Origin of the sequence: Streptomyces paradoxus (assembly GCF_014202475.1) — a bacterium.
In the GTDB taxonomy this organism is placed as follows: Bacteria; Actinomycetota; Actinomycetes; order Streptomycetales; family Streptomycetaceae; genus Streptomyces; species Streptomyces paradoxus.
This window is the reverse complement of record NZ_JACHGV010000005.1, coordinates 381,937-403,726: the sequence shown is the minus strand read 5'-3', so window position 1 is coordinate 403,726 and position 21,790 is coordinate 381,937. Positions and strand designations below refer to the sequence as shown.

Annotated in this window: 21 protein-coding genes; 10 read left to right on the top strand and 11 right to left on the bottom strand. The window is 71.8% G+C overall.

The genetic code is table 11. The features are described from left to right. The first annotated feature begins 59 nt into the window (after nt 1-59). Complete coding sequence (locus HNR57_RS19485; protein ID WP_313674088.1) at nt 60-650, top strand: hypothetical protein; 591 nt, start codon at nt 60-62, stop codon at nt 648-650. 123 nt (nt 651-773) lie between these two features. Continuing rightward, on the top strand, nt 774-1,283 hold the full coding sequence (mscL, locus tag HNR57_RS19480) for a large conductance mechanosensitive channel protein MscL (protein WP_184561273.1): 510 nt from the start codon (nt 774-776) through the stop codon (nt 1,281-1,283). Here mscL and HNR57_RS19475 read toward each other — a convergent pair. Then, nucleotides 1,243-1,422, bottom strand: a complete 180-nt coding sequence (locus tag HNR57_RS19475) for a hypothetical protein (RefSeq protein WP_030845027.1) — start codon at nt 1,420-1,422, stop codon at nt 1,243-1,245. The genes mscL and HNR57_RS19475 overlap by 41 nt on opposite strands. Nucleotides 1,423-1,478: 56 nt before the next feature. On the opposite strand from HNR57_RS19475, the gene HNR57_RS19470 reads away from it, so the two are divergent. The 4 genes from HNR57_RS19470 (at nt 1,479) to HNR57_RS19455 (ending at nt 6,155) form a co-directional block, all read left to right on the top strand. Next, the gene (locus tag HNR57_RS19470; RefSeq protein ID WP_184561272.1) at nt 1,479-2,705 is read left to right on the top strand and encodes a low temperature requirement protein A; all 1,227 of its coding nucleotides are present in this window, start codon (nt 1,479-1,481) and stop codon (nt 2,703-2,705) included. A gap of 100 nt (nt 2,706-2,805) precedes the next feature. Further along, complete coding sequence (locus HNR57_RS19465) at nt 2,806-3,834, top strand: P1 family peptidase (RefSeq protein WP_184561271.1); 1,029 nt, start codon at nt 2,806-2,808, stop codon at nt 3,832-3,834. Between the two features lie 219 nt (nt 3,835-4,053). After that, nucleotides 4,054-5,217, top strand: coding sequence for a L,D-transpeptidase (locus HNR57_RS19460; protein WP_221342691.1), 1,164 nt, complete (start codon nt 4,054-4,056; stop codon nt 5,215-5,217). A gap of 191 nt (nt 5,218-5,408) precedes the next feature. After that, a complete protein-coding gene (locus HNR57_RS19455; RefSeq protein ID WP_184561269.1) occupies nt 5,409-6,155 on the top strand; it encodes a DUF6227 family protein in 747 nt (248 codons plus the stop codon). 16 nt (nt 6,156-6,171) lie between these two features. Here HNR57_RS19455 and HNR57_RS19450 read toward each other — a convergent pair whose 3' ends face one another. From HNR57_RS19450 to HNR57_RS19430, 5 genes are all read right to left on the bottom strand, one after another. After that, nucleotides 6,172-6,330 carry a hypothetical protein gene (locus HNR57_RS19450; protein WP_184561268.1) on the bottom strand — a complete coding sequence of 53 codons (159 nt, stop codon included), beginning with the start codon at nt 6,328-6,330 and terminating at the stop codon, nt 6,172-6,174. Nucleotides 6,331-6,447: 117 nt separating this feature from the next. Continuing rightward, nucleotides 6,448-8,493: a PTS fructose transporter subunit IIABC gene (locus HNR57_RS19445; RefSeq protein ID WP_184561267.1), complete on the bottom strand. Its 2,046-nt coding sequence runs from the start codon at nt 8,491-8,493 to the stop codon at nt 6,448-6,450. 154 nt (nt 8,494-8,647) lie between these two features. Next, nucleotides 8,648-9,595 carry a 1-phosphofructokinase gene (gene pfkB, locus HNR57_RS19440; protein WP_184561266.1) on the bottom strand — a complete coding sequence of 316 codons (948 nt, stop codon included), beginning with the start codon at nt 9,593-9,595 and terminating at the stop codon, nt 8,648-8,650. Beyond that, on the bottom strand, nt 9,592-10,353 hold the full coding sequence (locus HNR57_RS19435; protein ID WP_184561265.1) for a DeoR/GlpR family DNA-binding transcription regulator: 762 nt from the start codon (nt 10,351-10,353) through the stop codon (nt 9,592-9,594). Before HNR57_RS19435 ends, pfkB begins: the two co-directional genes overlap by 4 nt. A 175-nt stretch (nt 10,354-10,528) precedes the next feature. Then, a complete protein-coding gene (locus HNR57_RS19430; protein ID WP_184561264.1) occupies nt 10,529-12,034 on the bottom strand; it encodes an MFS transporter in 1,506 nt (501 codons plus the stop codon). Between the two features lie 62 nt (nt 12,035-12,096). On the opposite strand from HNR57_RS19430, the gene HNR57_RS19425 reads away from it, so the two are divergent. Further along, on the top strand, nt 12,097-13,080 hold the full coding sequence (locus tag HNR57_RS19425; RefSeq protein ID WP_184561263.1) for a helix-turn-helix transcriptional regulator: 984 nt from the start codon (nt 12,097-12,099) through the stop codon (nt 13,078-13,080). A 66-nt stretch (nt 13,081-13,146) separates the two neighbouring features. On the opposite strand, the gene HNR57_RS19420 is transcribed toward HNR57_RS19425, so the two are convergent. Both HNR57_RS19420 and HNR57_RS19415 read right to left on the bottom strand, forming a co-directional pair. Next, nucleotides 13,147-13,851, bottom strand: coding sequence for a TetR/AcrR family transcriptional regulator (locus HNR57_RS19420; protein ID WP_313674081.1), 705 nt, complete (start codon nt 13,849-13,851; stop codon nt 13,147-13,149). A gap of 439 nt (nt 13,852-14,290) precedes the next feature. Further along, nucleotides 14,291-15,289 carry a sigma-70 family RNA polymerase sigma factor gene (locus HNR57_RS19415; protein ID WP_031107295.1) on the bottom strand — a complete coding sequence of 333 codons (999 nt, stop codon included), beginning with the start codon at nt 15,287-15,289 and terminating at the stop codon, nt 14,291-14,293. 194 nt (nt 15,290-15,483) lie between these two features. On the opposite strand from HNR57_RS19415, the gene HNR57_RS19410 reads away from it, so the two are divergent. Then, the gene (locus HNR57_RS19410; protein WP_184561262.1) at nt 15,484-16,002 is read left to right on the top strand and encodes a GNAT family N-acetyltransferase; all 519 of its coding nucleotides are present in this window, start codon (nt 15,484-15,486) and stop codon (nt 16,000-16,002) included. Nucleotides 16,003-16,051: 49 nt separating this feature from the next. Here HNR57_RS19410 and HNR57_RS19405 read toward each other — a convergent pair whose 3' ends face one another. Next, nucleotides 16,052-16,837: a dioxygenase family protein gene (locus HNR57_RS19405; protein WP_184561261.1), complete on the bottom strand. Its 786-nt coding sequence runs from the start codon at nt 16,835-16,837 to the stop codon at nt 16,052-16,054. 89 nt (nt 16,838-16,926) lie between these two features. Here HNR57_RS19405 and HNR57_RS19400 point away from each other — a divergent pair, with 89 nt between their 5' ends. Beyond that, on the top strand, nt 16,927-17,460 hold the full coding sequence (locus HNR57_RS19400; protein WP_033314579.1) for a MarR family winged helix-turn-helix transcriptional regulator: 534 nt from the start codon (nt 16,927-16,929) through the stop codon (nt 17,458-17,460). A gap of 92 nt (nt 17,461-17,552) precedes the next feature. Here the strand turns inward: HNR57_RS19400 and HNR57_RS19395 are convergent, their stop codons facing one another. After that, complete coding sequence (locus HNR57_RS19395; RefSeq protein ID WP_184561260.1) at nt 17,553-19,094, bottom strand: MFS transporter; 1,542 nt, start codon at nt 19,092-19,094, stop codon at nt 17,553-17,555. A 221-nt stretch (nt 19,095-19,315) separates the two neighbouring features. After that, on the bottom strand, nt 19,316-19,960 hold the full coding sequence (locus HNR57_RS19390) for a TetR/AcrR family transcriptional regulator (protein WP_184561259.1): 645 nt from the start codon (nt 19,958-19,960) through the stop codon (nt 19,316-19,318). Nucleotides 19,961-20,327: 367 nt separating this feature from the next. On the opposite strand from HNR57_RS19390, the gene HNR57_RS19385 reads away from it, so the two are divergent. Then, nucleotides 20,328-21,596, top strand: a complete 1,269-nt coding sequence (locus HNR57_RS19385) for a M6 family metalloprotease domain-containing protein (RefSeq protein WP_184561454.1) — start codon at nt 20,328-20,330, stop codon at nt 21,594-21,596. The last annotated feature ends 194 nt before the right edge of the window (nt 21,597-21,790 follow it).

Genomic DNA, 21,790 nt, shown 5'->3' with positions numbered 1-21,790 from the left:
GGCGCGAGACCTCATCGTGGGGGACGCAAGCCGGTCCCTCGTCACAGGTGGTGGTCTCCGTGTCCCTCGCTCGTTCCTCGGTCGTGCCCTCGTCTCCCTCCTGGTCACGCGCCTCGTGCCCGCCCGGCGCGGAGGTGCCCGCGACCCGTGAGGTGCCGCGGTTCGAGCCGGTACGGGTCCGCGGCGGGCACCGGTCCGGCCGGCTCGTCCGGCACCGGCGAAGGGCCGTGGCCGTGGGGCTCGCGGTCACCGCCACGGCACTCGTGGCGGCGGGCCCGCGCGATACCGACGCGGCCCGTGGTCATCCCCGGGCCCGGCCTCCCGCCCACACGGCCTCGGTGTCCGGGGAGCAGCCCCCGCTCACGCGCCGGGCCCCGGGACCGGTGACGGCCCCGGTCCGGATCGCCGACGCGGCCACGGTAGGACTGCTGCGGCCCGGCGACCGGGTCGACGTCATCGCCGCCGAGGGGGCGGTGCCGGGCGGCGACGCCCGGGTGGTCGCGCGCGGGGCCAGGGTGACGAAGGTGCCGGAGCCGGTGGAGGGCGCGGGCGACAGCGGGGCGCTGGTCGTGCTGTCGGTGCCGCGGGCCACCGCCGCCCGGCTGGCCGGCGCGGGTGCCACCGGGCGGCTGGCGGTGACGCTGTGGTGATTGCGTGCATGATCGCGTCAAGGCCCTCGTTCAAGGGACCTGGTTGCCCGGTTCGGCCCAGCGGTGACGTAGGTTGCGGAGCGTTTTGTTCCACAAGCTGCTCGTACGAGGAGAGGCCCCCAGGTGAGCGAGAAGAAGGAGCCGAGTGTCTGGGAGGGCTTCAAAGCCTTCCTGATGCGCGGGAACGTCGTCGATCTGGCGGTGGCGGTGGTGATCGGTGCCGCCTTCACCAACATCGTCAACGCCGTGGTGAAGGGGATCATCAACCCGGTCGTCGGCGCCATCGGGACCAAGAACCTGGACCACTACAGCTCGTGTCTGAGCTCGACCTGCGAGGGCGAGCAGGGCATCCAGATCCTGTGGGGTTCCGTCCTCGGTGCCGCCCTGAGCTTCGTGATCACCGCGGCGGTCGTGTACTTCCTGATGGTCCTGCCCATGGCGAAGTACCTGGCCCGGCAGGAGGCCCGCCGGAAGGCGAAGGAGGGCACGCAGGAGATCTTGGAGGTGACCGAGCTGGAGGTGCTGAAGGAGATCCGGGACGCCCTGGTCGCCCAGCGCGGCTCGGGGCACGACCGGGAGGAGCGCGACGGCTTCAGAGGTGGTGGGGGGGCTTCTCGTCCAGGAAGCGCTTGAGGTCCGCCGCGCTGCCGCCGGAGTCGGTGCGCTCGCCCCAGCCGCGGTCGGTGTCGTCGGAGGACTGCTGGTCGAGCGGGTCGTCGAAGACCAGCGCGGGCTTCGGCTCGCGCGGCTCGGGGCCGGGGACGGTACTCATGCAACCAGGGTACGGTCGCGGAGAAATTCCCCGTGCCTTCTGCTCTGCTGGGACGCATGACGTCCAGCCCCACTCCCCCGCCCGTCCCCGCGCCCGGCAACAGGGGGGCGCTGCGCAGGCTTCGGGCCCGTGGCCGCGACGAGGCGCACCGGACGGCCTCGCCGCTGGAGCTCTTCTTCGATCTGTGTTTCGTCGTGGCCGTCGCCCAGGCGGGCATCGCGCTGGTGCACTCCGTCGCCGAGGGGCACGCGGGCCAGGGCATCCTCGACTACGCCATGGTGTTCTTCGCCCTGTGGTGGGCGTGGATGAACTTCACCTGGTTCGCCTCGGCGTACGACAACGACGACGTCCTCTACCGGGTCGTCACGCTGGTCCAGATCGCGGGTGTACTGGTCCTCGCGGCGGGGGTCTCGCGGGCGTTCGAGGACCACGAGTACCTCGTGGTCTGGCTCGGCTACGCGATCATGCGGGTGGCCATGGCGGCGCAGTGGCTGCGGGCGGCCCGCGCCGCCGGGGGCCCGGAGCGTACGACGGCCCTGCGTTACGCCGGCGGCGTGCTGGCGTGCCAGGCCGGCTGGCTGGGGCTGCTGTTCCTGCCCGAGGGGGGCCGGCCCTGGTGGTTCCTGGTGATGGCGCTGCTGGAGATGTGCGTGCCGCCCGTCGCGGAAAGGCACCACACCACGTCCTGGCACCCCCGCCACATCGCGGAGCGGTACGGGCTGTTCACCATCATCGTGCTCGGCGAGACGATCGCGGCGGCCACGATCGCGGTGAAGTCGGGCATCGACGAGAACGACGCGCTGGGCGAGCTCCTCCCCATCGCGGCGGGCGGCCTGCTGGTCATCTTCGCCGCGTGGTGGATCTACTTCGTGGTGCCCATCCACGGCCATCTGCGGACCAGCCGCCAGGCGTTCCTGTGGGGCTACGGCCACTACCTGGTGTTCGCCTCGGCGGCGGCGATCGGGGCCGGGCTGGAGGTGGCGGTGGAGGAGACGGTCGGCAAGGCACACGTCTCCACACTGGCGGCGTCGGCCGCGGTGACACTGCCGGCGGCCCTGTACCTGCTCACGGTGTGGGTCCTGCACTCGCGCCACTTCAAGCGGGGCATCACCCAGCAGCTGGTGCTGCCGACGACGGCCCTGCTGGTGATCTGCTGCACGTTCCTGGGGCACTGGGCGGTGTTCGCGGCGGGAGTGGTCTGCGCGCTGTCGGTGGCGGCCGGAGAGACCCTGGCCACGCGCCCGGCCACGCGGGAGAGCGGGCCGGCGACGCGGACCGGGTGAGGGCCTCCGCGAGCCGGTCCGCGCACCGGTCGACGGGCTGACGCGGCAGCCACCGGCTCGGTACGCCCGCCGGGGCCGGTGGCGGACGAGACTGTGCCCCATGACAGTTGACGCACTGACGGATGTCGCCGGCCTGCGCGTGGGACACGCGACCCGCACCGGCGACGGTTGGCTCACCGGCACCACGGTCGTGCTCGCCCCGGAGGGCGGGGCCGTGGCCGCCGTGGACGTGCGGGGCGGCGGGCCCGGCACCAAGGAGACCGACGCGCTGGATCCCCGCAACGTGGTGCGGAAGGTGGAGGCGGTCGTGCTGACCGGCGGCAGCGCGTACGGGCTCGACGCCGCGTCGGGGGTGATGGCCTGGCTGGAGGAGCGGGGGCGCGGGATCCGCGTCGGGGCGAAGCCGGCCGAGGTCGTGCCCGTGGTGCCCGCCGCCTGTGTCTTCGACCTGGGGCGGGGCGGCGACTTCCGGGCCCGGCCGGACGCGGTGACCGGCCGGGCCGCGGTCGAGGCCGCCGCGGCGAGCGAGCTCGGCGCGCCGGTGCCCCAGGGGTGCGTGGGGGCGGGCACGGGAGCGGTGGCCGGGGTGGTGAAGGGCGGCATCGGCAGCGCGAGCACGCTGCTCGGCTCGGGGATCACGGTGGCCGCGCTGGTCGTGGCCAACGCGGCGGGGTCGGCGCTGGATCCGGAAACGGGGGTGCTGTACGGGGAGTTGTTCCAGGGGCGGGTGGAGTACCCGGGGGCCCAGGTGCACGCCCGGGCGCGGCGGCGTCTGGCCGAGGCGGCCGAGAGGAATACGCCGCCCCCGCTCAACACGACGCTCGCGGTGGTCGCCACGGACGCGGACCTGTCCAAGGCGCAGGCACAGAAGCTGGCCGGCACGGCGCACGACGGCATCGCCCGTGCGGTGCGGCCGGTGCATCTCCTCAACGACGGGGACACGGTGTTCGCGCTGGCGACGGGCGACCGGGCCCTGGACGCCGCGAACCCGCTCGCCCTGAACGAGATCCTCGCGGCGGGTGCGGACATGGTGACGCGGGCGATCGTCCGGGCCGTGCGGGCGGCGGACCCGGTGGACGGTCCGGGCGGGGCGTGGCCGTCGTACGGAGAGTTGTACGAAAGCCGCTGAACTGGCCCGCGGGCACAGCGGATCCACAGCCGAACCGGAATTTGTCGCGGTTCTGTCACGTGACGGCCTTCATGGGGAACGGACGGAACCCGACCGGTTCCCCGGCCCCTCTTCCCTCACGTACTGGAGCGGATCACGCAACATCACACGAACTGGGAGCAGCCCGTGACAACGCCGAACATTTCAGCGCGGCGCACTCTGACGGCCTGTGCCGCCCTGATGGTCGGCGCCCTGACCCTCACCGCCTGCGGTGGCAGCGCCAACGCCAAGGACGACGGGAAGGACGGCAAGGGCGGCGCCAAGACGTCCGTGGCGAAGATCGCCATCTCGGCGAAGGACGGTTCGACCGGCGCGTCCATCAACACGACCGGCGTGAAGGTCAGCGACGGGAAGCTGACCGAGGTGAAGATGACGGTGGCGGGCAGCGGGCAGACCGTCGCGGGCTCGGTCTCCGGTGACGGCAAGGTCTGGAAGCCGAAGGAGCAGCTGGAGCGCGGGACGAAGTACCAGATATCGGCGACCGCCAAGGACGCGGATGGCCGGACGGCCGCGGCCAACTCGATCTTCACGACGGTGACGACGTCGAACAGCTTCATCGGGACCTACACGCCGGACAACGGCACCACGGTCGGCGTGGGCATGCCGGTGTCGTTCACCTTCGACAAGACCATCACCGACCGGAAGGCCGTGCAGTCGCACATCACGGTCTCCTCCAGCAGCGGGCAGAAGATCGTCGGGCACTGGTTCAACGGGCAGCGCCTCGACTTCCGGCCGGAGGAGTACTGGAAGGCCGGCTCCAAGGTCACGATGAAGATCGACCTGGACGGGGTCGAGGGCGCGAACGGCGTCTACGGCGTGCAGAAGAAGACGGTCACGTTCACGGTGGGCCGTTCGCAGGTCTCCACGGTCGACGCCAGCACCCAGACCATGACGGTCATCCGGGACGGCAAGACCATCAAGACGATCCCGATCTCGGCGGGCAGCCCGGAGCACACCACCTACAACGGGCAGATGGTGATCTCCGAGAAGTTCGTCCAGACCCGGATGAACAGCCGGACGGTCGGGCTGGGCGGGGAGTACGACATCCCGGACGTGCCGCACGCGATGCGTCTGACGACGTCGGGCACGTTCATCCACGGCAACTACTGGTACAACAAGGGCAACCCGCCCTTCGGCCGCCAGGGCACCAGCCACGGCTGCGTCGGTCTCGCCGACGTCCAGGGCGCGGGCGGCAGCACGTCGGCCAAGTGGTTCTACGACAACTCCCTCATCGGGGACGTGGTGATCGTGAAGAACTCCCCCGACAAGACGGTGGCGCCGGACAACGGACTCAACGGCTGGAACATGCCGTGGAGCCAGTGGGTCGCGGGCAGCACTTCCTGACCGTCCGGCAGACCGCCTGAAAGATCGCCCCAGCTGGGGTTTTTGACGGACCGACCGGGCCGCGCGGGAACTTTTCGCGCGGCCCGCGCGTTTTCCCGGACGTACGTTTTCTCGGTTCCCGGACATGATGTCCGACCGAGGGGCTACCGTATGCACCCACAAGGTGACATGCAGCAACGCCGGGAGAAACCTTGAGCGTTCCGTACGAGACGGCAGCGTACGAACCCCACGACTCGCCCGAGTCTCCGGAGGAGCACCTCGCGCGACTCCTCGGCCGCGCCCTGAACTCCTTCGAGCTACCGGACGAGACGATAAGGCGCCTGGACTGCGCGCTGGCGCACGACGGTTCGCTGCACTCCGCGCACCACAGTGCGGGCCTGCACCGGGAGACGTACCGGCACACATGGCTGCTCGCCGACGGTTCGGCGCTCACGCTCTGGGAGCTCGTCCACAACACCGCGCCGGGCAGCGAACCGCATCACGAGGTGTACGTCGACGAGGAGGAGCTGCGCGCGGCCACCATGCGGCTGCCGCTGCCGCCGGACACCCCGGACTTCGAACTGCCGGTGACGGTACAGCTGTCACCCGTCCCCGCCCCCCGGCATGCCTACGCCGGGGAGAACTCCGCGGACCACGCGCGCCGTTTACTGCGCCGGGCGGAGAACACGGACCGGCCGGGTGCGGAGACGGCGGCCCTGCTGGCCACGGCGTCGGGGCACCGGATCACCCAGGCCTTCGGCCGGCCGTGCCGCGCGGGCCGGGCGGGCCTGGGCTTCTCGCTCTACGAGCACGCGTTCCTGCTGCGCGACGGCGAGGAGGTCTCCCTCTGGGAGGTCGAGCACACGGCGACGCCGGACGGACGGCACATGTGCGAGGTGTACGCCAGCGAGGACGCGGCACGCGAGGCGATGGAGCGGCGGGCGGCGCAACGCTCCTGAGGCGGACGGAGGTTCGCTAGACGCCTCTGTCGCCGAGTTGGCGCACCAGGTCGGCGAAGGCGGCTCTCTCCTCGGCTGTCAGCTCCAAGGACTCCGACCGGGGGCCCGTCTGCCGCTGTTGCGGGAGGGCGGGGAGCGGGTGGCCTTCGGGCCATCGGGAGACGTGCTCGGGCATGCGCCCCAGTAGACACCACGGCCCGGGACTTCGGTCCCGGGCCGTGACTTTCGTGATCTATCTCGCAGGTGGCATGAACGGTTCACACGCCTCGAATCGGGCGAACCCCCAGCCGCTTCACACCGCGACGGGCTGCTTCGTCTCCGCCGCCCGTGCCGCGCCGCCCTCGCCGGACGCCGCCGCGGCACCCGGGACCGGCTTGCGCAGGCCCTTGAGGACGATCACCAGGGCCGTCGTGACGCAGACGCCCGCGGCGATGGCGATCAGGTAGAGGAACGCGTTGCCGATCAGCGGGACGACGAAGATGCCGCCGTGCGGGGCGCGCAGGGTGGCGCCGAAGGCCATCGACAGGGCGCCGGTGACCGCGCCGCCCGCCATGGAGGCGGGGATGACGCGCAGCGGGTCGGCCGCGGCGAACGGGATCGCGCCCTCGGAGATGAACGAGGCGCCGAGCACCCAGGCGGCCTTGCCGTTCTCGCGCTCGGTCTGGGTGAAGAGCTTGCCGCGCACGGTCGTCGCCAGGGCCATCGCCAGCGGCGGGACCATGCCGGCCGCCATCACCGCGGCCATGATCTTCATCGCCGAGTCGCTGGGGCTGGCCACCGCGATACCGGCCGTGGCGAAGGTGTAGGCGACCTTGTTGACCGGGCCGCCGAGGTCGAAGCACATCATCAGGCCGAGGAGGGTGCCGAGCAGGATCGCGTTGCTGCCGGACAGGCCGTTCAGCCAGTCGGTCATGCCCTTCTGGGCCTCGGCGATGGGCTTGCCGATGACGACGAACATCAGGAACCCGACGATCGCCGAGGAGATCAGCGGGATCACCACCACGGGCATGATGCCGCGCAGCGCCGCCGGGACGTTCACCTTCTGGATCGCCATCACCACGCCGCCGGCGATCAGACCGGCCGCCAGGCCGCCGAGGAAGCCGGCGTTGATGTTGAACGCGATCATGCCGCCGACGAACCCGGGGACGATGCCGGGCCGGTCGGCCATGCCGTAGGCGATGTAGCCGGCCAGGACCGGGACGAGGAAGCCGAAGGCGACACCGCCGATCTGGAAGAGCAGGGCCGCCCAGCTGTCGGCCTGGGTCCACAGGAAGTGGTCCATCACCGACGGAGCCTTGTTGATCTTGTAGCCGCCGATCGCGAACCCGAGGGCGATGAGCAGACCGCCCGCGGCGACGAACGGCACCATGTAACTGACCCCGGACATCAGCCACTTGCGCAGCTTGGTGCCGTAGCCCTCGCCGGAGTCGCCCGCGCGGTCCACCGGGGAGGACGGGGCGGAACCGGAGGTGACCTCGCCGCGCGCGGCCTTCTCCCGGACCTCGGCGATGAGTTCGGCGGGGCGGTTGATGCCCGCCTTCACCCCGACGTCGACGGTGGCCTTGCCGGCGAACCGCTCCTTCTCCCGTACGGGCACGTCGTGGGCGAAGATCACGGCGTCCGCCGCCGCGATGACCTGCGGGTCGAGCCGGGTGAAACCGGCCGAGCCCTGGGGCTCGACGGTGAGTTCCACGCCCGCCTCACGGCCGGCGTTCTCCAGGGACTCGGCCGCCATGTAGGTGTGGGCGATGCCGGTGGGACAGGAAGTGACGGCGACGATGCGGAACGGCCGCTCCTCGGCGGGGGCGGTGTCGTCGGTGACCGTGGCGGCGGCGGGAGAGGCCGCTCCCGCCGACGCCACGGTGTCTTCGGAACCCGCGGGTGCGGGTGCTTCCGGCTCGTCGCCGCGGATCAGGGCCGCCGCGGCCGGCGCGTCGCCCACCGCGCGCAGGGCGTCGGTGAACTCGCTGTTCATCAGCTGCCGGGCCAGCGACGACAGGATCGTCAGATGGGCGTCGTCCGCACCGGCCGGCGCGGCGATCAGGAAGATCAGGTCGGCGGGGCCGTCCGCGGCACCGAAGTCGATGCCGGCGGCGCTGCGGCCGAAGGCGAGCGTCGGCTCGGTGACGTGCGCGCTGCGGCAGTGCGGGATGCCGATGCCGCCGTCGAGGCCGGTCGGCATCTGGACCTCGCGGGCCGCCACGTCGGCGAGGAAGCCGTCCAGGTCGGTCACCCGGCCCAGGGCCACCATGCGCTCGGCGAGGGCTCGCGCCGCCGCTTCCTTGGTGTCGGCGGCCAGGTCGAGATCGACCAGGTCCGCCGTGATCATGTCGCTCATCGCGGGCTCCTTAGCACGCGTATCGCCCGGTGGGAGGGGTGGGCGGGGAGGGGGACGGGGGTGCGGTGGGGGGTGACGGGGGTGGAGGCGTGGCCCAGGGGTAACGGGGAGGGGGCCCGCCGCTCGCGCGTCGGTCCGCGCTGCTCGTCGTACGTCATGACACCGGCTCCTTCAGCACACGGTCCGCCGGGACCTCGGCCGTGACCGTCACCGCCGCCGGGTCCAGGTCGCTCGGCGTCGGCATGACGCTGCCGGGGAGCTGGACGGCCGCCGCGCCGTGGGCGACCGCGGAGGCGAGGGCCTCGGGGCCGTTGCCGCCGGCGATCAGGAAGCCGGCGAGGGAGGAGTCGCCGGCGCCCACGTTGCTGCGGACGGCGGCCACCCGGGCGCTGCCGAACCAGGCGCCCTCGTGGGTGACGAGCAGCTGTCCGTCGGCGCCGAGGCTCGCGAGGACGGCCCGGGCGCCCATCTCGCGCAGTTCCTCGGCGGCCTTGACGGCGTCGCCGACGGTGGCGAGGGGACGGCCGACGGCTCCGGCGAGCTCCTCGGCGTTCGGCTTGACCACGTCCGGCCGCTCCCGCAGGGCGGCGAGCAGCGCGGGCCCGGAGGTGTCCAGGGCGATCCGCGCCCCGGCGGCGTGCGCGCGGGCGACCAGGTCGGCGTACCAGGAGGGGGCGAGTCCGCGCGGGAGGCTGCCGCAGCAGGCGATCCAGGAGGCGTCGCGGGACTGCCGGCGCACGGTCTCCAGGAGCAGTTCCCGCTCGGCACCGGAGAGTTCGGGGCCGGGCGCGTTGATCTTCGTCAGGACCCCGTCGGATTCGGCGAGGGCGATGTTGGAGCGGGTGGCCCCGGCGACCGGGACGGGCGCGACCTCGATGCCCTGCTGGTCGAGCAGGTCGGCGACGAGGGCGCCCGGGGCACCGCCCAGGGGCAGGATCGCCACCGTGCGCTGCCCCGCCGCGGCGACGGCACGCGAGACGTTCACACCCTTGCCGCCCGGGTCCATCCGCTCGCCGGTGGCGCGGATGACCTCGCCGCGGTCGAGGGACGGCACCTCGTAGGTGCGGTCCAGGGACGGGTTGGGGGTGACGGTGAGGATCATGCGCGCACTACTTCCGTGCCGCCGCGCTCGATCGCGACGGCGTCTTCGGGGCTCAGCCCGCTGTCGGTGATCAGCAGGTCCACATCGCTCAGGTCGCCGAAGCGGGCGAAGTGCTCCTGGCCGTGCTTGGAGGAGTCGGCGAGCAGCACCACCCGGCGGGCGGCGGCCACGGCCGCGCGTTTCACGGCGGCCTCGGCGAGGTCGGGCGTGGTCAGGCCGTGTTCGGCGGAGAAGCCGTTGGCGGCCACGAACAGCACGTCGGCGCGGATCTCGCCGTACGCCCTGAGCGCCCAGGCGTCCACGGCGGCGCGGGTGCGGTGCCGTACGCGCCCTCCGATGAGGTGGAGCTGGATGCCGGGGTGGTCGGCGAGGCGGGCCGCGATGGGAAGGCTGTGCGTGACGACGGTGAGGGAGGCCTCCAGCGGGAGGGCGGCGGCCATCCGGGCCACCGTCGTCCCGGCGTCGAGGATGACCGTGCCCTCAACGGGCAGTTCCGCGAGGGCGGCCTTGGCGATGCCGTCCTTCTCGTCGGCGGCGGTCGTCTCGCGCTCGGCGAGGTCCGGTTCGAAGTCGAGCCGTCCGGCCGGGATGGCCCCGCCGTGCACCCGGCGGACCAGTCCGGCGCGGTCGAGGGCCTTCAGATCCCGACGGATCGTCTCCGCCGTCACCTGGAACTCCTCGGCCAGCGACACGACATCCACTCGGCCGCCGTCACGGGCGAGCCGGAGGATCTCCTGCTGCCGCTCCGGTGCGTACATGTCCGTCCGCCTCCACCTCATGCCCGAACGTGTGGTTTCAGCGGGAGGCTACGCCGAGATTTCCGCGAAGTAAACAGGTTCGGACCCAATCGGGCATGACCGGAAAGGTCCAGCGACCACGGGAGCGGAGACGCGAACGGGCCCGGCACCGAGGTGCCGGGCCCGTTTCCTCCGGTCAGACCAGCGCCGGTTCCTTCGCCGCCACCGGCGCCTGCTCGCCCTCCACATGCTGAGCCGGCCGCTTCGGCAGCGCGAACATCAGCAGGAAGATGGCGCCCAGCACCGCGGCGACCCAGCCGAGCGCGTTCTGGAAGGCATCCGCGAAGGCCGGACCGATCTGCTCCGGCCGCAGGTGGTCGGAGATCGTGCCGAAGAACACCACCGACACCAGGCCGAGCCCCAGCGCGTTGCCCATCTGCTGCACGGTGTTGATCAGCCCCGACGCCGAACCGGCGTGCTCGCGCGGCACCTCCGAGAGGATCGCGTCCGTCAGCGGCGCGACGATCAGGCCCATGCCCACGCCCATCACCACGAGCGGGAGCGCCATCTGCCAGGGCTCTATCGCGAGGCCGTAGTGCCCGGACTCCCAGATGTAGAGCAGCACCCCGGCCGCCATCACCAGCGCGCCCGCCTGGAGCACCCTGCGCCCGAAGCGCGGCACCAGCTTCTGCACCGACATCCCGGCCGCCACCGACACCGCGATCGAGAACGGCACCCCGGTCAGCCCGGCCTTCAGCGGGCTCCAGCCCAGCCCGAACTGCATGTACAGCGTCCACACCAGGAAGAACACGCCGAGCGCGACCCCGAAGACGGTCTGCACGGCGATCCCGGCCGCGAAGCTCTTGACCCTGAACAGCGACAGCTCGACCAGCGGGGAACCGTCCCGCGCGGCCTTGCGCTTCTCGTACGCCACCAGCACCGCGAGGACGGCGAGCGACCCGGCCATCGACACGTACCCCCACACCGGCCAGTCCAGCTCGCGGCCCCGGATGAGCGGGTAGAGCAGCATCAGCAGGCCCAGCGTCACGAGCGCGACGCCCACCAGGTCCAGCTTCAGGGCGCGCGGCGCCTTGGACTCGCTGATGAAGCGGCTGCCGAGAATCAGGCCGGCGACACCCACCGGCAGGTTGATCAGGAAGATCGACCGCCATTCCCAGCCGAACAGGTTCCACTCGGTGAGCAGCGCGCCCAGCAGCGGGCCGGACACGGCCCCGAGGCCGACGACCGCGCCGAACAGCCCGAAGACCTTGCCCCGTTCGTGCGCCGGGAAGGTCGCGTGCACGATCGACAGCACCTGCGGCACCATCAGCGCCGCCATGCCGCCCTGCAGGAACCGCGAGGCGACCAGCATCTCCGGGTTCACCGCGAGACCGCACAGCGCGGAGGCGACCGTGAACCCGCCGATGCCGACGAGGAAGATCCGCTTGCGCCCGTGGATGTCTCCGAGCCGTCCGCCGGTGATCAGCCCGGCGGCGAAGGCGAGGGCGTAACCGGCGGTGATCCACTGGATCTGGCTGAAGGACGCGCCCGCCTCCCGCTGGATCGAGGGGATGGCGATATTGACGATCGTCACGTCGACGAGGTCCATGAAGGCCGCGGTCATCACGATCGCGAGGGCGAACCAGCGCCGGCGGTCGGTCCCGCCGCCCGCCGTGCCGAGGGTGGTGTCGGTGGAGTTCATGATGCGAAGCTAAACCCCCAATAGGTCAGATCATGTCCTAGTGGTGCGGCATCCTCTTCGCTATGACGACGGACACTCCGGCCCGGCTGCTGACGCTCCTCTCCCTCCTCCAGACGCCCCGCGAATGGCCCGGCGGCGAGCTCTCCGAGCGACTCGGGGTCTCCCGCCGCACCGTGCGGCGGGACATCGACCGGCTGCGCGAGCTGGGCTACCCCGTGCAGGCGACCAAGGGCGCCGACGGCGGCTACCGGCTGGTCGCCGGCAAGGCGATGCCGCCGCTCGTGCTCGACGACGAGGAGGCCGTGGCCATCGCGGTCGGGCTGCGCGCCGGGGCGGGGCACGCGGTGGAGGGCCTCGACGAGGCCTCGGTGCGGGCACTGGCCAAGCTGGAGCAGGTCCTGCCGGGCCGGCTGCGCCACCGCGTGACCACCCTTCAGGCCGCGACTACGCCACTGACCAGTGGGGACGGGCCGAGCATCGCGCCCGAGACGCTGACCGTCATGGCCTCGACGGTGGCCGGGCACGAGCGGCTGCGGTTCGCCTACCGGGCCGCGGACGGCACCGGGTCGCGGCGCCTGACGGAGCCGTACCGGCTGGTGTCGACGGGCCGCCGCTGGTACCTCGTGGCGTACGACATCGACCGGGACGACTGGCGCACGTTCCGTGTCGACCGGGTCAGCGAGCCGTTCGCCACCGGGGCCCGGTTCGTACCGCGCGAACTGCCGACGGGGAGCGCGGCCGAGTACCTGCGGCGCTCGATGCAACGGCAGCAGCGGTCCTACGACTTCGACGTCACGTTCGCCGCACCGGCCGGCTTCATCGCCGCCCGGGTCCCCCAATGGCTGGGCACTCCCGAGCCGTTGGACGAGGGCAGCTGCCGGCTGCGGTGGTCCGCCGGGGACGCGGTGCAGTGGGTGGCGTTCCGGCTGGCGATGCTGGAGTGCGACTTCGTGGTGCACGAGCCGCCGGAACTCGTGACGGCGGTCCGGGAGTTGGGGGCACGGTTGAGCAGGGCGGCCGGTGGACGGGACGCGGCCGGGGCGTGAGCCCTGGACGCGTCTCCCCCACGGGAAGTCCCGCAGAGGGACGCGGGCGGAGCCTGAGCCCTCGCGTCACGGCCCCCACGGGAAGTCCCGCAGGGCCGCGAGGTTGCGCAGGGCGAGTTCCGCCGGACCGTCCGGGCCCTCGACGGGCCCGTCCCCCGCGGCCCAGGCCTCCAGCGCGGCACGGACGGCGGCACTCGCCACGGCGGCGGCGAAGCGCAGCTCAGGGGTGATCGCGGGTGGCCGACCGGTCGCGGCAACGTTGTCGCCGCCCCGGCGCGCCCCGGCAGCGCCGGGCGCGTCTGCACGTGTCACCCGTTCCGCCAGCACCTCCCCCAGCAGCCGCTCGGAGGCCTGGCACACCTCCGCCCACACCCTGCGCAGGGACGGGGTCGTCTCGGCCAGGCGCAGCAGCGAGCGGACCCGCTCCCAGGAGGACGCCGAGACGCCGACGCCGGGGGTGAGGGTGTGGCGCACCCCCTGCTCCAGGGCCCGGAGGACCCCGGCGTCGGCGGGAGCGGCGCGTACCGCCTCCACCCAGCGGCGGGCGCCGGTCGCGTAGAGCGGGGCGACGGCCTCCTCCTTGGTGGCGAAGTACCGGTAGAAGGTGCGCGGGGCGATGCCCGCGGCCTGGGCGATGTCCTCCGCGCGGGTGGCGCGCAAGCCGTGCCGCACGAAGAGGCCGGCCGCCGCCCGGGCGATCTCCATACGTGTCTCGGCCTTCCGCCGCTCGGTCAGCGAGGGCGAAGGCGGGGTCGGGGTGGTGCTGCTCACGCCCGGCAGGCTATGCCCATGTGACACAATCTGCCATCTGGCGGGCCACCCCGTGGTTCAGGTACGGGGTGGCCCGCCCTCCAGCAAGAGAGCCGGGCCCCGACGTCCGGGGGGAGGGACGCCGAAGCCCGGCTTCGGGGAAAGTCCCGGCGCCGGGGGGAGTGCGACGGGACGTGGCTGTCGGGGGTCAGGGGGTGTGACCCCGGGCCCGAACTGGTGGACCCAGAAGTCTTGTTCCCTGAGTCCGTGGATTGAAGCGGCGTTACAACGCCATGTTTGCGCGGTCTTTCGCCACCCGGCGTACGCGGTGCCCTCCGGGCGCACACGGTCCGTGACCCACTGGCCGCAGCGGGAACGGGTCGTACGCCCGGACGCTCACCGTCTTCCACCGGTCTCGCGCCACCCGGCGAAGGGCCACGCGGATCTCAGACGGCGCTGGTCACGCCGCCGCGTCGAACCCGGTGCTGCGGGCCAGCTTCTTCAGCTCCAGCAGCGCGTGCTTCTCGATCTGGCGGATGCGTTCGCGGGTCAGGCCGTGCTCCTTGCCGACCTCGGTCAGCGTGCGCTCCCGGCCGTCCTCGATGCCGTAGCGCATCTTGATGATGGAGGCCGTGCGCTGGTCGAGGCGGCCGATCAGGTCGTCGAGCTCCTCGCTGCGCAGCAGGGTGAGGACCGACTGCTCGGGCGACACCGCCGAGGTGTCCTCCAGGAGGTCGCCGAACTGGGTCTCGCCCTCGTCGTCCACCGACATGTTCAGCGAGACCGGGTCGCGGGCCCAGTCCAGGACATCGGTGACCCGCTCGGGCGTGGAGCCGAGCTCGGCGGCGATCTCCGCGGGCTCCGGGTCCCGGCCGTGCTCGCGGTTGAACTCGCGCTGCACACGGCGGATCCGGCCGAGCTCCTCCACGAGGTGGACGGGCAGGCGGATCGTACGGGACTGGTCGGCTATCGACCGGGTGATGGCCTGGCGGATCCACCACGTGGCGTACGTGGAGAACTTGAAGCCCTTGCGGTAGTCGAACTTCTCGACGGCGCGCACCAGGCCGGCGTTGCCCTCCTGGATCAGGTCCAGCAGCGGCAGGCCGCTGCGGGGGTAGCGGCGGGCGACGGCGACGACCAGGCGCAGGTTGGAGCGGATGAAGACGTCCTTGGCCCGCTCGCTCGCGTCGACCAGGGCCTGCAGCTCCTCGGGCGAGGCCCCGGCCTTGTTCTCCTCCAGGCCGTCGAGGATCTGCTGTGCGAACACACCCGCTTCGATGATCTGCGACAGCTCGACCTCCTTGGCGGCGTCGAGCAGCGGTGTGCGCGCGATCTCGTCGAGGTACATGCCGACCAGGTCGCGGTCGGCGATCTCGCCGCCATGGGCGCGAACACTGCTTGCCGCGTCGGCCGTCTCGCCGGTGGCGGACTGACGACGGGCGACGGCACGGGTTGCCATGCGAGCTCCCTTGCGATGGTGAGGTCAGCGGGTGGTCCTTCGGACGCTGGACTCCGTCTTCCGGGACTCTCCGGACTCTCCTCGGGTGCCCTGCATCCGATGGAAACAACGACTGGAATCAGGACAGAATTCCCAACCCGGCCTCCGATTTTTCTGATCATGCAGTACCCTGTCCGCCCACCCGGGGAGGCGCGATGCCGTCGGAACACACAGAGGTGCAGGTCAGGCCGGGAGTCGAGGGTGACCTCGACGCCCTCACGGCCCTCTACAACCACTATGTACTTGAGACGGCGATCACATTCGATACCGCGATCTTCACTCCGGGGGAGCGCCGCCCTTGGCTGCTCTCCCACCCTGAAGACGGGCCGCACCGCCTGATGGTTGCCACGGCACCGGACACTCAGAGGATTCTGGGCTACTCCACATCCAGCCCTTTCCGAATGAAGCCCGCCTATGCCACCTCGGTGGAGACGACCGTGTACGTGGCCCCCGACGCCGGCCGGCGCGGCGTCGGCACACTCCTCTACAAGGCCCTCTTCGAGGCCCTCGCGGGCGAGGATCTGCACCGCGCCTACGCGGGCATCGCGCTGCCGAACGAGGCGTCGGCCCGGCTGCACGAGCACTTCGGCTTCCGGCACGTCGGCACGTACCGGGAGGTGGGCCGCAAGTTCGGCCGGTACTGGGACGTGGCCTGGTACGAGAAGCCGTTGTAGGCGCCCGCCTCGGAAGCCGTTGCAGGTGCCCGCCTCGGACCTGCCTGCCTCAGCCGAACTGCACCGACCGCTTCGCCAGCCCCATCCAGAACCCGTCGATCACGGACTTCTGCGCGTCCAGCTCGCCGGTCGCGTCGGCCGCGCCCATCGTCACGAAGAGCGGGGCGAAGTGCTCGGTGCGCGGGTGGGCCAGCTGCCCCGCGGGGGACTTGCGGGTGAAGTCGAGCAGGGCGTCCACGTCACGCGCCTCCAGCGCCCGCCGGCCCCAGTCGTCGAACTCCGCCGACCAGGCGGGGATGCCGCCCTGCCGCAGCGCGGCCAGGTTGTGGGTGAAGAAACCCGAGCCGACGATGAGCACGCCCTCGTCCCGCAGCGGGGCGAGCCTGCGGCCGATCTCCATGAGCCGGACCGGGTCGAGCGTCGGCATGGACACCTGCAGGACCGGGAGGTCGGCCTCCGGGTACATCTCGACCAGCGGGACGTAGGCGCCGTGGTCGAGGCCGCGGTCGGGGACGTCCTGGACGGGTATGCCGGGGGCGCGCAGCAGCTTGCGTACGGACTCCGCGAGCTCCGGTGCGCCGGGGGCGTCGTACGTCACCCGGTAGTAGTGCTCCGGGAAGCCCCAGAAGTCGTAGACGAGCGGGACGGTCTCGGTGGCGCCGAGGGCGAGCGGGGCCTCCTCCCAGTGGGCGGAGACGATCAGGACGGCCTTGGGTCGCGGCAGTCCGGCGGACCAGGCGGCCAGCTCACCGGGCCAGACCGGGTCGTCCGCCAGGGGCGGGGCGCCGTGGCTGAGGTACAGAGCGGGCATGCGCTCCTGGGTGGCGGCGGACATGCTGCGGCTCCTTCCAAAACGTGGTTCCCTACAAAACTGTACGGACCATTTGTTTAAAGTTCAAGGAGGAGCCACGTAAAGTGGAACGCATGAAGGCACCCGCATCCGCACCGACACCGGGCTCCGCCCAGGAGCCCCAGGAACCGCGCTGGCTCACCGACGAGGAGCAGCACGTCTGGCGATCGTTCATGGAGGGCGTCACCCTCCTCGACGACCATCTCGACCGTCAGCTGCAGCGCGACGCGGGCATGCCGCACGTCTACTACGGCCTTCTGGTCAAGCTGGCCGAGGCGCCGCGGCGACGGCTGCGGATGACCGAGCTCGCCATGCTGGCGAAGATCACCCGGTCCCGGCTCTCGCACGCCATCGCGCGGCTGGAGAAGAACGGCTGGGTGCGCCGGGAGGACTGCCCCGACGACAAGCGGGGCCAGTTCGCCGTCCTCACGGACGAGGGCTACGACGTGCTGCGGCAGACCGCCCCGGGCCATGTGGAGGCCGTGCGCCAGGCGGTCTTCGACCGGCTCACCCCGCAACAGCAGAAGTCCCTCGGCGAGATCATGCGGATCGTCGCCGAGGGACTTCAGCCGGCCGAAGCGGGTGCGGACCTGCCCTGGCTCCGCTGACGCGCGAGCCGGGCAGGTCCTGGATTCCGCAGGTGCGGGGCGTCCCCTTCCCCGCGCCTACGGATGGCCCGAAGGGGTGCGGTGCGCGGGCGTCAGTGGGCGACGACCGGGATCTGCACCTCGTCCGCCGCGTCCTCGCCGGAGGACGCCGTCGCCGGAGCGCCCGGGCGGCCGGCGTTGACGAAGGTCAGGGCGATCACGGCGGCCACCACGAGGATGCCGACGGCGAACCAGATGGCGCTGGTGTAGCCCTGCACCATGGCCTCCAGCTGGACCAGCTGCTGCTGGGACCGGCTGGTCGCCCCGGCGATGTGGTCGGCGACGTACGCCGTCGTCGCCGAGGCGGCGATGGTGTTCAGCAGGGCCGTGCCGATCGCGCCGCCCACCTGCTGCGAGGTGTTGACCATCGCCGAGGCGACGCCGGAGTCACGCGGCTCGACGCCCTGGGTGGCCAGCGACATGGCCGGCATGAACGCCGTACCCATGCCCAGACCGAGCAGCAGCATCGCCGGCAGCAGCAGGGCGGCGTACGAGGAGCCGATCTCCAGCTGGGTCAGCAGCAGCATGCCGAGCGCGGCGACCAGGAAGCCGGGGCCCATCAGCAGACGCGGCGCGACCCGGGTCATCAGACGGGTGCCGATCTGGGTGGAACCGGTGATCATGCCCGCGATCATCGGCAGGAAGGCGAAGCCGGTCTTGACCGGCGAGTAGCCCTTCACGATCTGCAGGTAGTAGGTCAGGAAGAGGAACAGGCCGAACATCGCGATGATCGCGAGACCGAGGGAGAGGTAGATCCCGCCGCGGTTGCGCTCGGTGACCACGCGCAGCGGCAGCAGCGGGGCCTTGACCTTGGACTCGACGAACACGAAGGCCGCGAGCAGCACGGCCGAGGCGACGAACATGGCGACGGTCACGGTGTCGCTCCAGCCGTCGGACTCGGCGCGGGTGAAGCCGTAGACCAGGGCGACCAGGCCGAAGGTGGACAGCAGCACACCGGGGATGTCGAGCGGCGAGCGGTTGCGGCCGCCCTCCGGCTCACGGATGACGAAGTACGCTCCGGCCGCGGCGACGATGGCGAACGGGATGTTCACGAAGAACGTCCAGCGCCAGTCCAGGTACTCGGTGAGGAAACCGCCGAGGATCAGGCCGACCGCACCGCCGCCACCGGCGATCGCGCCGTAGATGCCGAACGCCTTGGCGCGCTCCTTGGCGTCGGTGAACATCACGGCCAGCAGGGAGAGCGCGGCGGGCGCGAGCAGGGCTCCGAAGACGCCCTGGAGGGCGCGGGCGCCGAACATCATCGCCTCGTTGGTGGCCGCGCCGCCGAGCGCGGAGGCCGCGGCGAAGCCGCCCAGACCGACGACGAAGGCCTTCTTGCGGCCCCACAGGTCGGCTATCCGGCCACCGAACAGGAGCAGACCGCCGAAGGCGAGCGCGTAGGCCGTGACGACCCACTGCCGGTTGCCGTCGGAGATGCCCAGGTCCTGCTGGGCGGAGGGCAGGGCGATGTTCACGATGGTGGCGTCCAGGACGACCATCAGCTGGGCGAGCGCGATGAAGACGAGCGCTTTCCAGCGGCCGGCGTCCGGTTCTCTGACCGGTGTGCCGAAGGTCTTGGAGGCTGTTTCAGACATGGGGATACCCACTTCGGGACTTCGTGACGGAAAAAGGTGACGAAAGGTGACGGCTCGTCTGCGGGGACGGCCGTAGGGACTGTCGTTCAGCTGTCGTTCAGGGGTTCAGACGGGTGGGGCGGCCTGAAACTCATCGGCGAAGCGGTCGGACGGAGCTCATGGAGCTGGACGGATCGGGCTGGTTCGGATCGGGCTGGTTCGGATCGGGCTGGACGGTTCGGTCAGGGCCGGCGCAGGTCCTCCAGGGTCACGGCCGTGCCCGGGAGGGCGGAGCGGGCGGGGGCCCGCAGCCCGTCCAGGAGCAGCTGAAGATGGCGGTGGACGAACCGGTCGGCCCGGAAGCATTCCGTTCCGGCCGGGGGCCTGCTGAGCTGGGCCACGGCGATCATGACGTCCCCGACGTCCACGTCGGACCGGAGCTGCCCGGCCTCCCTGGCGCGGTCCATGACCTCCGCGATCAGCCGCTCGACCCGTTCGCGCGCGGCCTCCAGGTCCGGGTGGTGCTTGTCGAACGTGCTGGAGACCATCGGGCACAGCGCGCTGATCCGCTCGTCGGCGGCGGCGTGCACGAAGCGCTCCAGCGCCTCGAACGCGTCGCCGGTCTCGGTGAGCGCGGCCTCGGCGGCCGCGGCCGTACGGTCCATGACGGAGCAGACGACCTCGCGGACGAGCGCGTCGCGGTCCGGGAAGTTGCGGTACACCGTGGCGTTGCCGACCCCGGCCCGGCGGGCGATCTCGTCGAGCGGCACTTCGGGGCCGTGCTCGACGAACATCTCCCGGGCGGCGGTGACGATCCGCTCCCGGTTGCGCAGGGCGTCGGCGCGGGGCCGGGGCACCTTGCGCGCTTCGGGGGTGGCGGTCTGCACGGTGTACTCCTGGTGAGTGAGGCGATCCGGGGACTGCATCCCCGTTTCGGTCGGACACATGGCTAAACGGGGACTGGGTCCCCGGTATTTCCCGCTCGCGCGGAAATTGTTTGTGACCTGGCTCACAAGACCATCCGGCCCCTGCTCAAGACCATCCGGCCCCTACTGACGGGAAACCCACGATCGGTCTCCTCCAGCGCGCGTCCCCCCCGCCCCGCGACGCAGGGTGATCGCAAGGGTGCAGCCGGAGACCGGTGGCTGCCGTGGCGCGGGAGGTCCCTTGCAGGTCCCTTGCAGGCAGCCGCAGCCCCGGCACCCCCGCCCGGACGGCACGGGGCCGCCCGGCCACCGGATACCGAGGCGCCGTCTGGCCGCCCTGGCCTGCGTGACCGCCCTGACCTTCACGGTCAGCACCTCGGCGGGCACGGGCCGACTCGCACCGGGCGCCAGCACGGCGGGAGCGGGCCCCGTCACCCTGTCCCACACCTCCGCACACGGTCCCTGCATGATCCGCAGCGCACGCGAGGTCCAGATGTCCGAGGGCATCCCCACCTCCGCCGGTTACACCCGCTCCACCGGCACCGTCCGGGCCCTCACTCTCATGATCGACTTCTCCGACGCCCCCGGCGAGGGCGACGCCCAGGACCGCTTCCACGAGTTCTTCCCGCAGACCCGCGACTGGTTCCGCACCAGCTCCTACGGCCGCCTCGACTACCGTCCCGAGACCCCGATACCGGGCTGGCTGCGGATGCCGAAGTCCTTCCGCGAGTACGGCATAGAGCGCGGGGCCCCGTTCGAGCCCGGCTACCGCGCCCTGGTCGAGGACCTGGTGGCCGCGGCCGACCCGAAGGTGGACTTCCGCGCGTACGACCTGCTGAACGTCCTGGTCACCCCGAACGCCGGCCCCTCCGCCCTGGACACGGTCCTGTCCGTCACCTTCGCCGGCAACCCGGAGGCACCCCGGGCCGACGGCAAACCCGTGGCCAACGCCTCCTTCGTCTACTCCCGCCAGGACGACGGCTCCGGCTCCTACGACCGCACCGGCTACCGCGTCCTCCCCCACGAGAACGGCCATGTCTTCGGCCTGCCCGACCTGTACACCGCGGAGGGCGGGGGCGCGGTCGGCCACTGGGACATCATGAGCGAGGACTGGGGGGCCAACAACGACTTCCTCGGCTGGCACAAGTGGAAACTGGGCTGGCTCGACGCCGCCCAGGTCCACTGCGCGGCGTCCCCCGGCACCACGGAGTACGCCCTGACGCCCCTGGCCCTGGCCGGCGGCTCCAAACTGGTCTTCGTCCCCCTGGACCGCAGAACCGGCTACGCCGTCGAACTGCGCACCCGCGCCGGCAACGACGAGGCGGTGTGCCGCCCGGGCGTCCTGATCTACCAAGTCGACGCGAAGGTGGACACGGGCATGGGCCCGGTCACCGTCATCGACTCCCGCCGCGACAGCGGCGGCTGCACCCGCGCGCCGAACGTCCACGCGGAACTGTCGGACGCGCCGTTCACACCCGGCGAGACGTTCCGCGACGCGGCACGGGGGATCACGATCGAGGTGGCGGGGGCGGGAGCGGTGGGGGCGGCGGGGGCCGGTGGGGAGGGGGCGTACCGGGTGCGGGTGACGAGGAGGTAGGGAAGGGAGGAGGTAGGGAAGGGAGGAGGTAGGGAGGGGTGGGGAGGAGCAGAGGTGGGGGGCGCGCGAAGCGCCGGGGGGAGTTCAACGCCCCGGACAGCCCGGCATCCGGACCACCGTTTCGGATTACGGTGGGCCTGCCGCGACCGTCGCGGTCTTCGCGGCCGTCGCGGTCCTCGCGGCCGTCGCGACCG

Excerpts from the sequence above, each read along its gene's own strand:
- HNR57_RS19475 (WP_030845027.1), bottom strand. The coding sequence starts at position 1,422 with ATGAGTACCGTCCCCGGCCCCGAGCCGCGCGAGCCGAAGCCCGCGCTG.
- HNR57_RS19470 (WP_184561272.1), top strand. The coding sequence starts at position 1,479 with ATGACGTCCAGCCCCACTCCCCCGCCCGTCCCCGCGCCCGGCAACAGG.
- HNR57_RS19465 (WP_184561271.1), top strand. The coding sequence starts at position 2,806 with ATGACAGTTGACGCACTGACGGATGTCGCCGGCCTGCGCGTGGGACAC.
- HNR57_RS19460 (WP_221342691.1), top strand. The coding sequence starts at position 4,054 with ATGGTCGGCGCCCTGACCCTCACCGCCTGCGGTGGCAGCGCCAACGCC.
- HNR57_RS19450 (WP_184561268.1), bottom strand. The coding sequence starts at position 6,330 with ATGCCCGAGCACGTCTCCCGATGGCCCGAAGGCCACCCGCTCCCCGCC.
- HNR57_RS19445 (WP_184561267.1), bottom strand. The coding sequence starts at position 8,493 with ATGAGCGACATGATCACGGCGGACCTGGTCGATCTCGACCTGGCCGCC.
- pfkB (WP_184561266.1), bottom strand. The coding sequence starts at position 9,595 with ATGATCCTCACCGTCACCCCCAACCCGTCCCTGGACCGCACCTACGAG.
- HNR57_RS19435 (WP_184561265.1), bottom strand. The coding sequence starts at position 10,353 with ATGTACGCACCGGAGCGGCAGCAGGAGATCCTCCGGCTCGCCCGTGAC.
- HNR57_RS19430 (WP_184561264.1), bottom strand. The coding sequence starts at position 12,034 with ATGAACTCCACCGACACCACCCTCGGCACGGCGGGCGGCGGGACCGAC.
- HNR57_RS19425 (WP_184561263.1), top strand. The coding sequence starts at position 12,097 with ATGACGACGGACACTCCGGCCCGGCTGCTGACGCTCCTCTCCCTCCTC.
- HNR57_RS19415 (WP_031107295.1), bottom strand. The coding sequence starts at position 15,289 with ATGGCAACCCGTGCCGTCGCCCGTCGTCAGTCCGCCACCGGCGAGACG.
- HNR57_RS19410 (WP_184561262.1), top strand. The coding sequence starts at position 15,484 with ATGCCGTCGGAACACACAGAGGTGCAGGTCAGGCCGGGAGTCGAGGGT.
- HNR57_RS19405 (WP_184561261.1), bottom strand. The coding sequence starts at position 16,837 with ATGTCCGCCGCCACCCAGGAGCGCATGCCCGCTCTGTACCTCAGCCAC.
- HNR57_RS19400 (WP_033314579.1), top strand. The coding sequence starts at position 16,927 with ATGAAGGCACCCGCATCCGCACCGACACCGGGCTCCGCCCAGGAGCCC.
- HNR57_RS19395 (WP_184561260.1), bottom strand. The coding sequence starts at position 19,094 with ATGTCTGAAACAGCCTCCAAGACCTTCGGCACACCGGTCAGAGAACCG.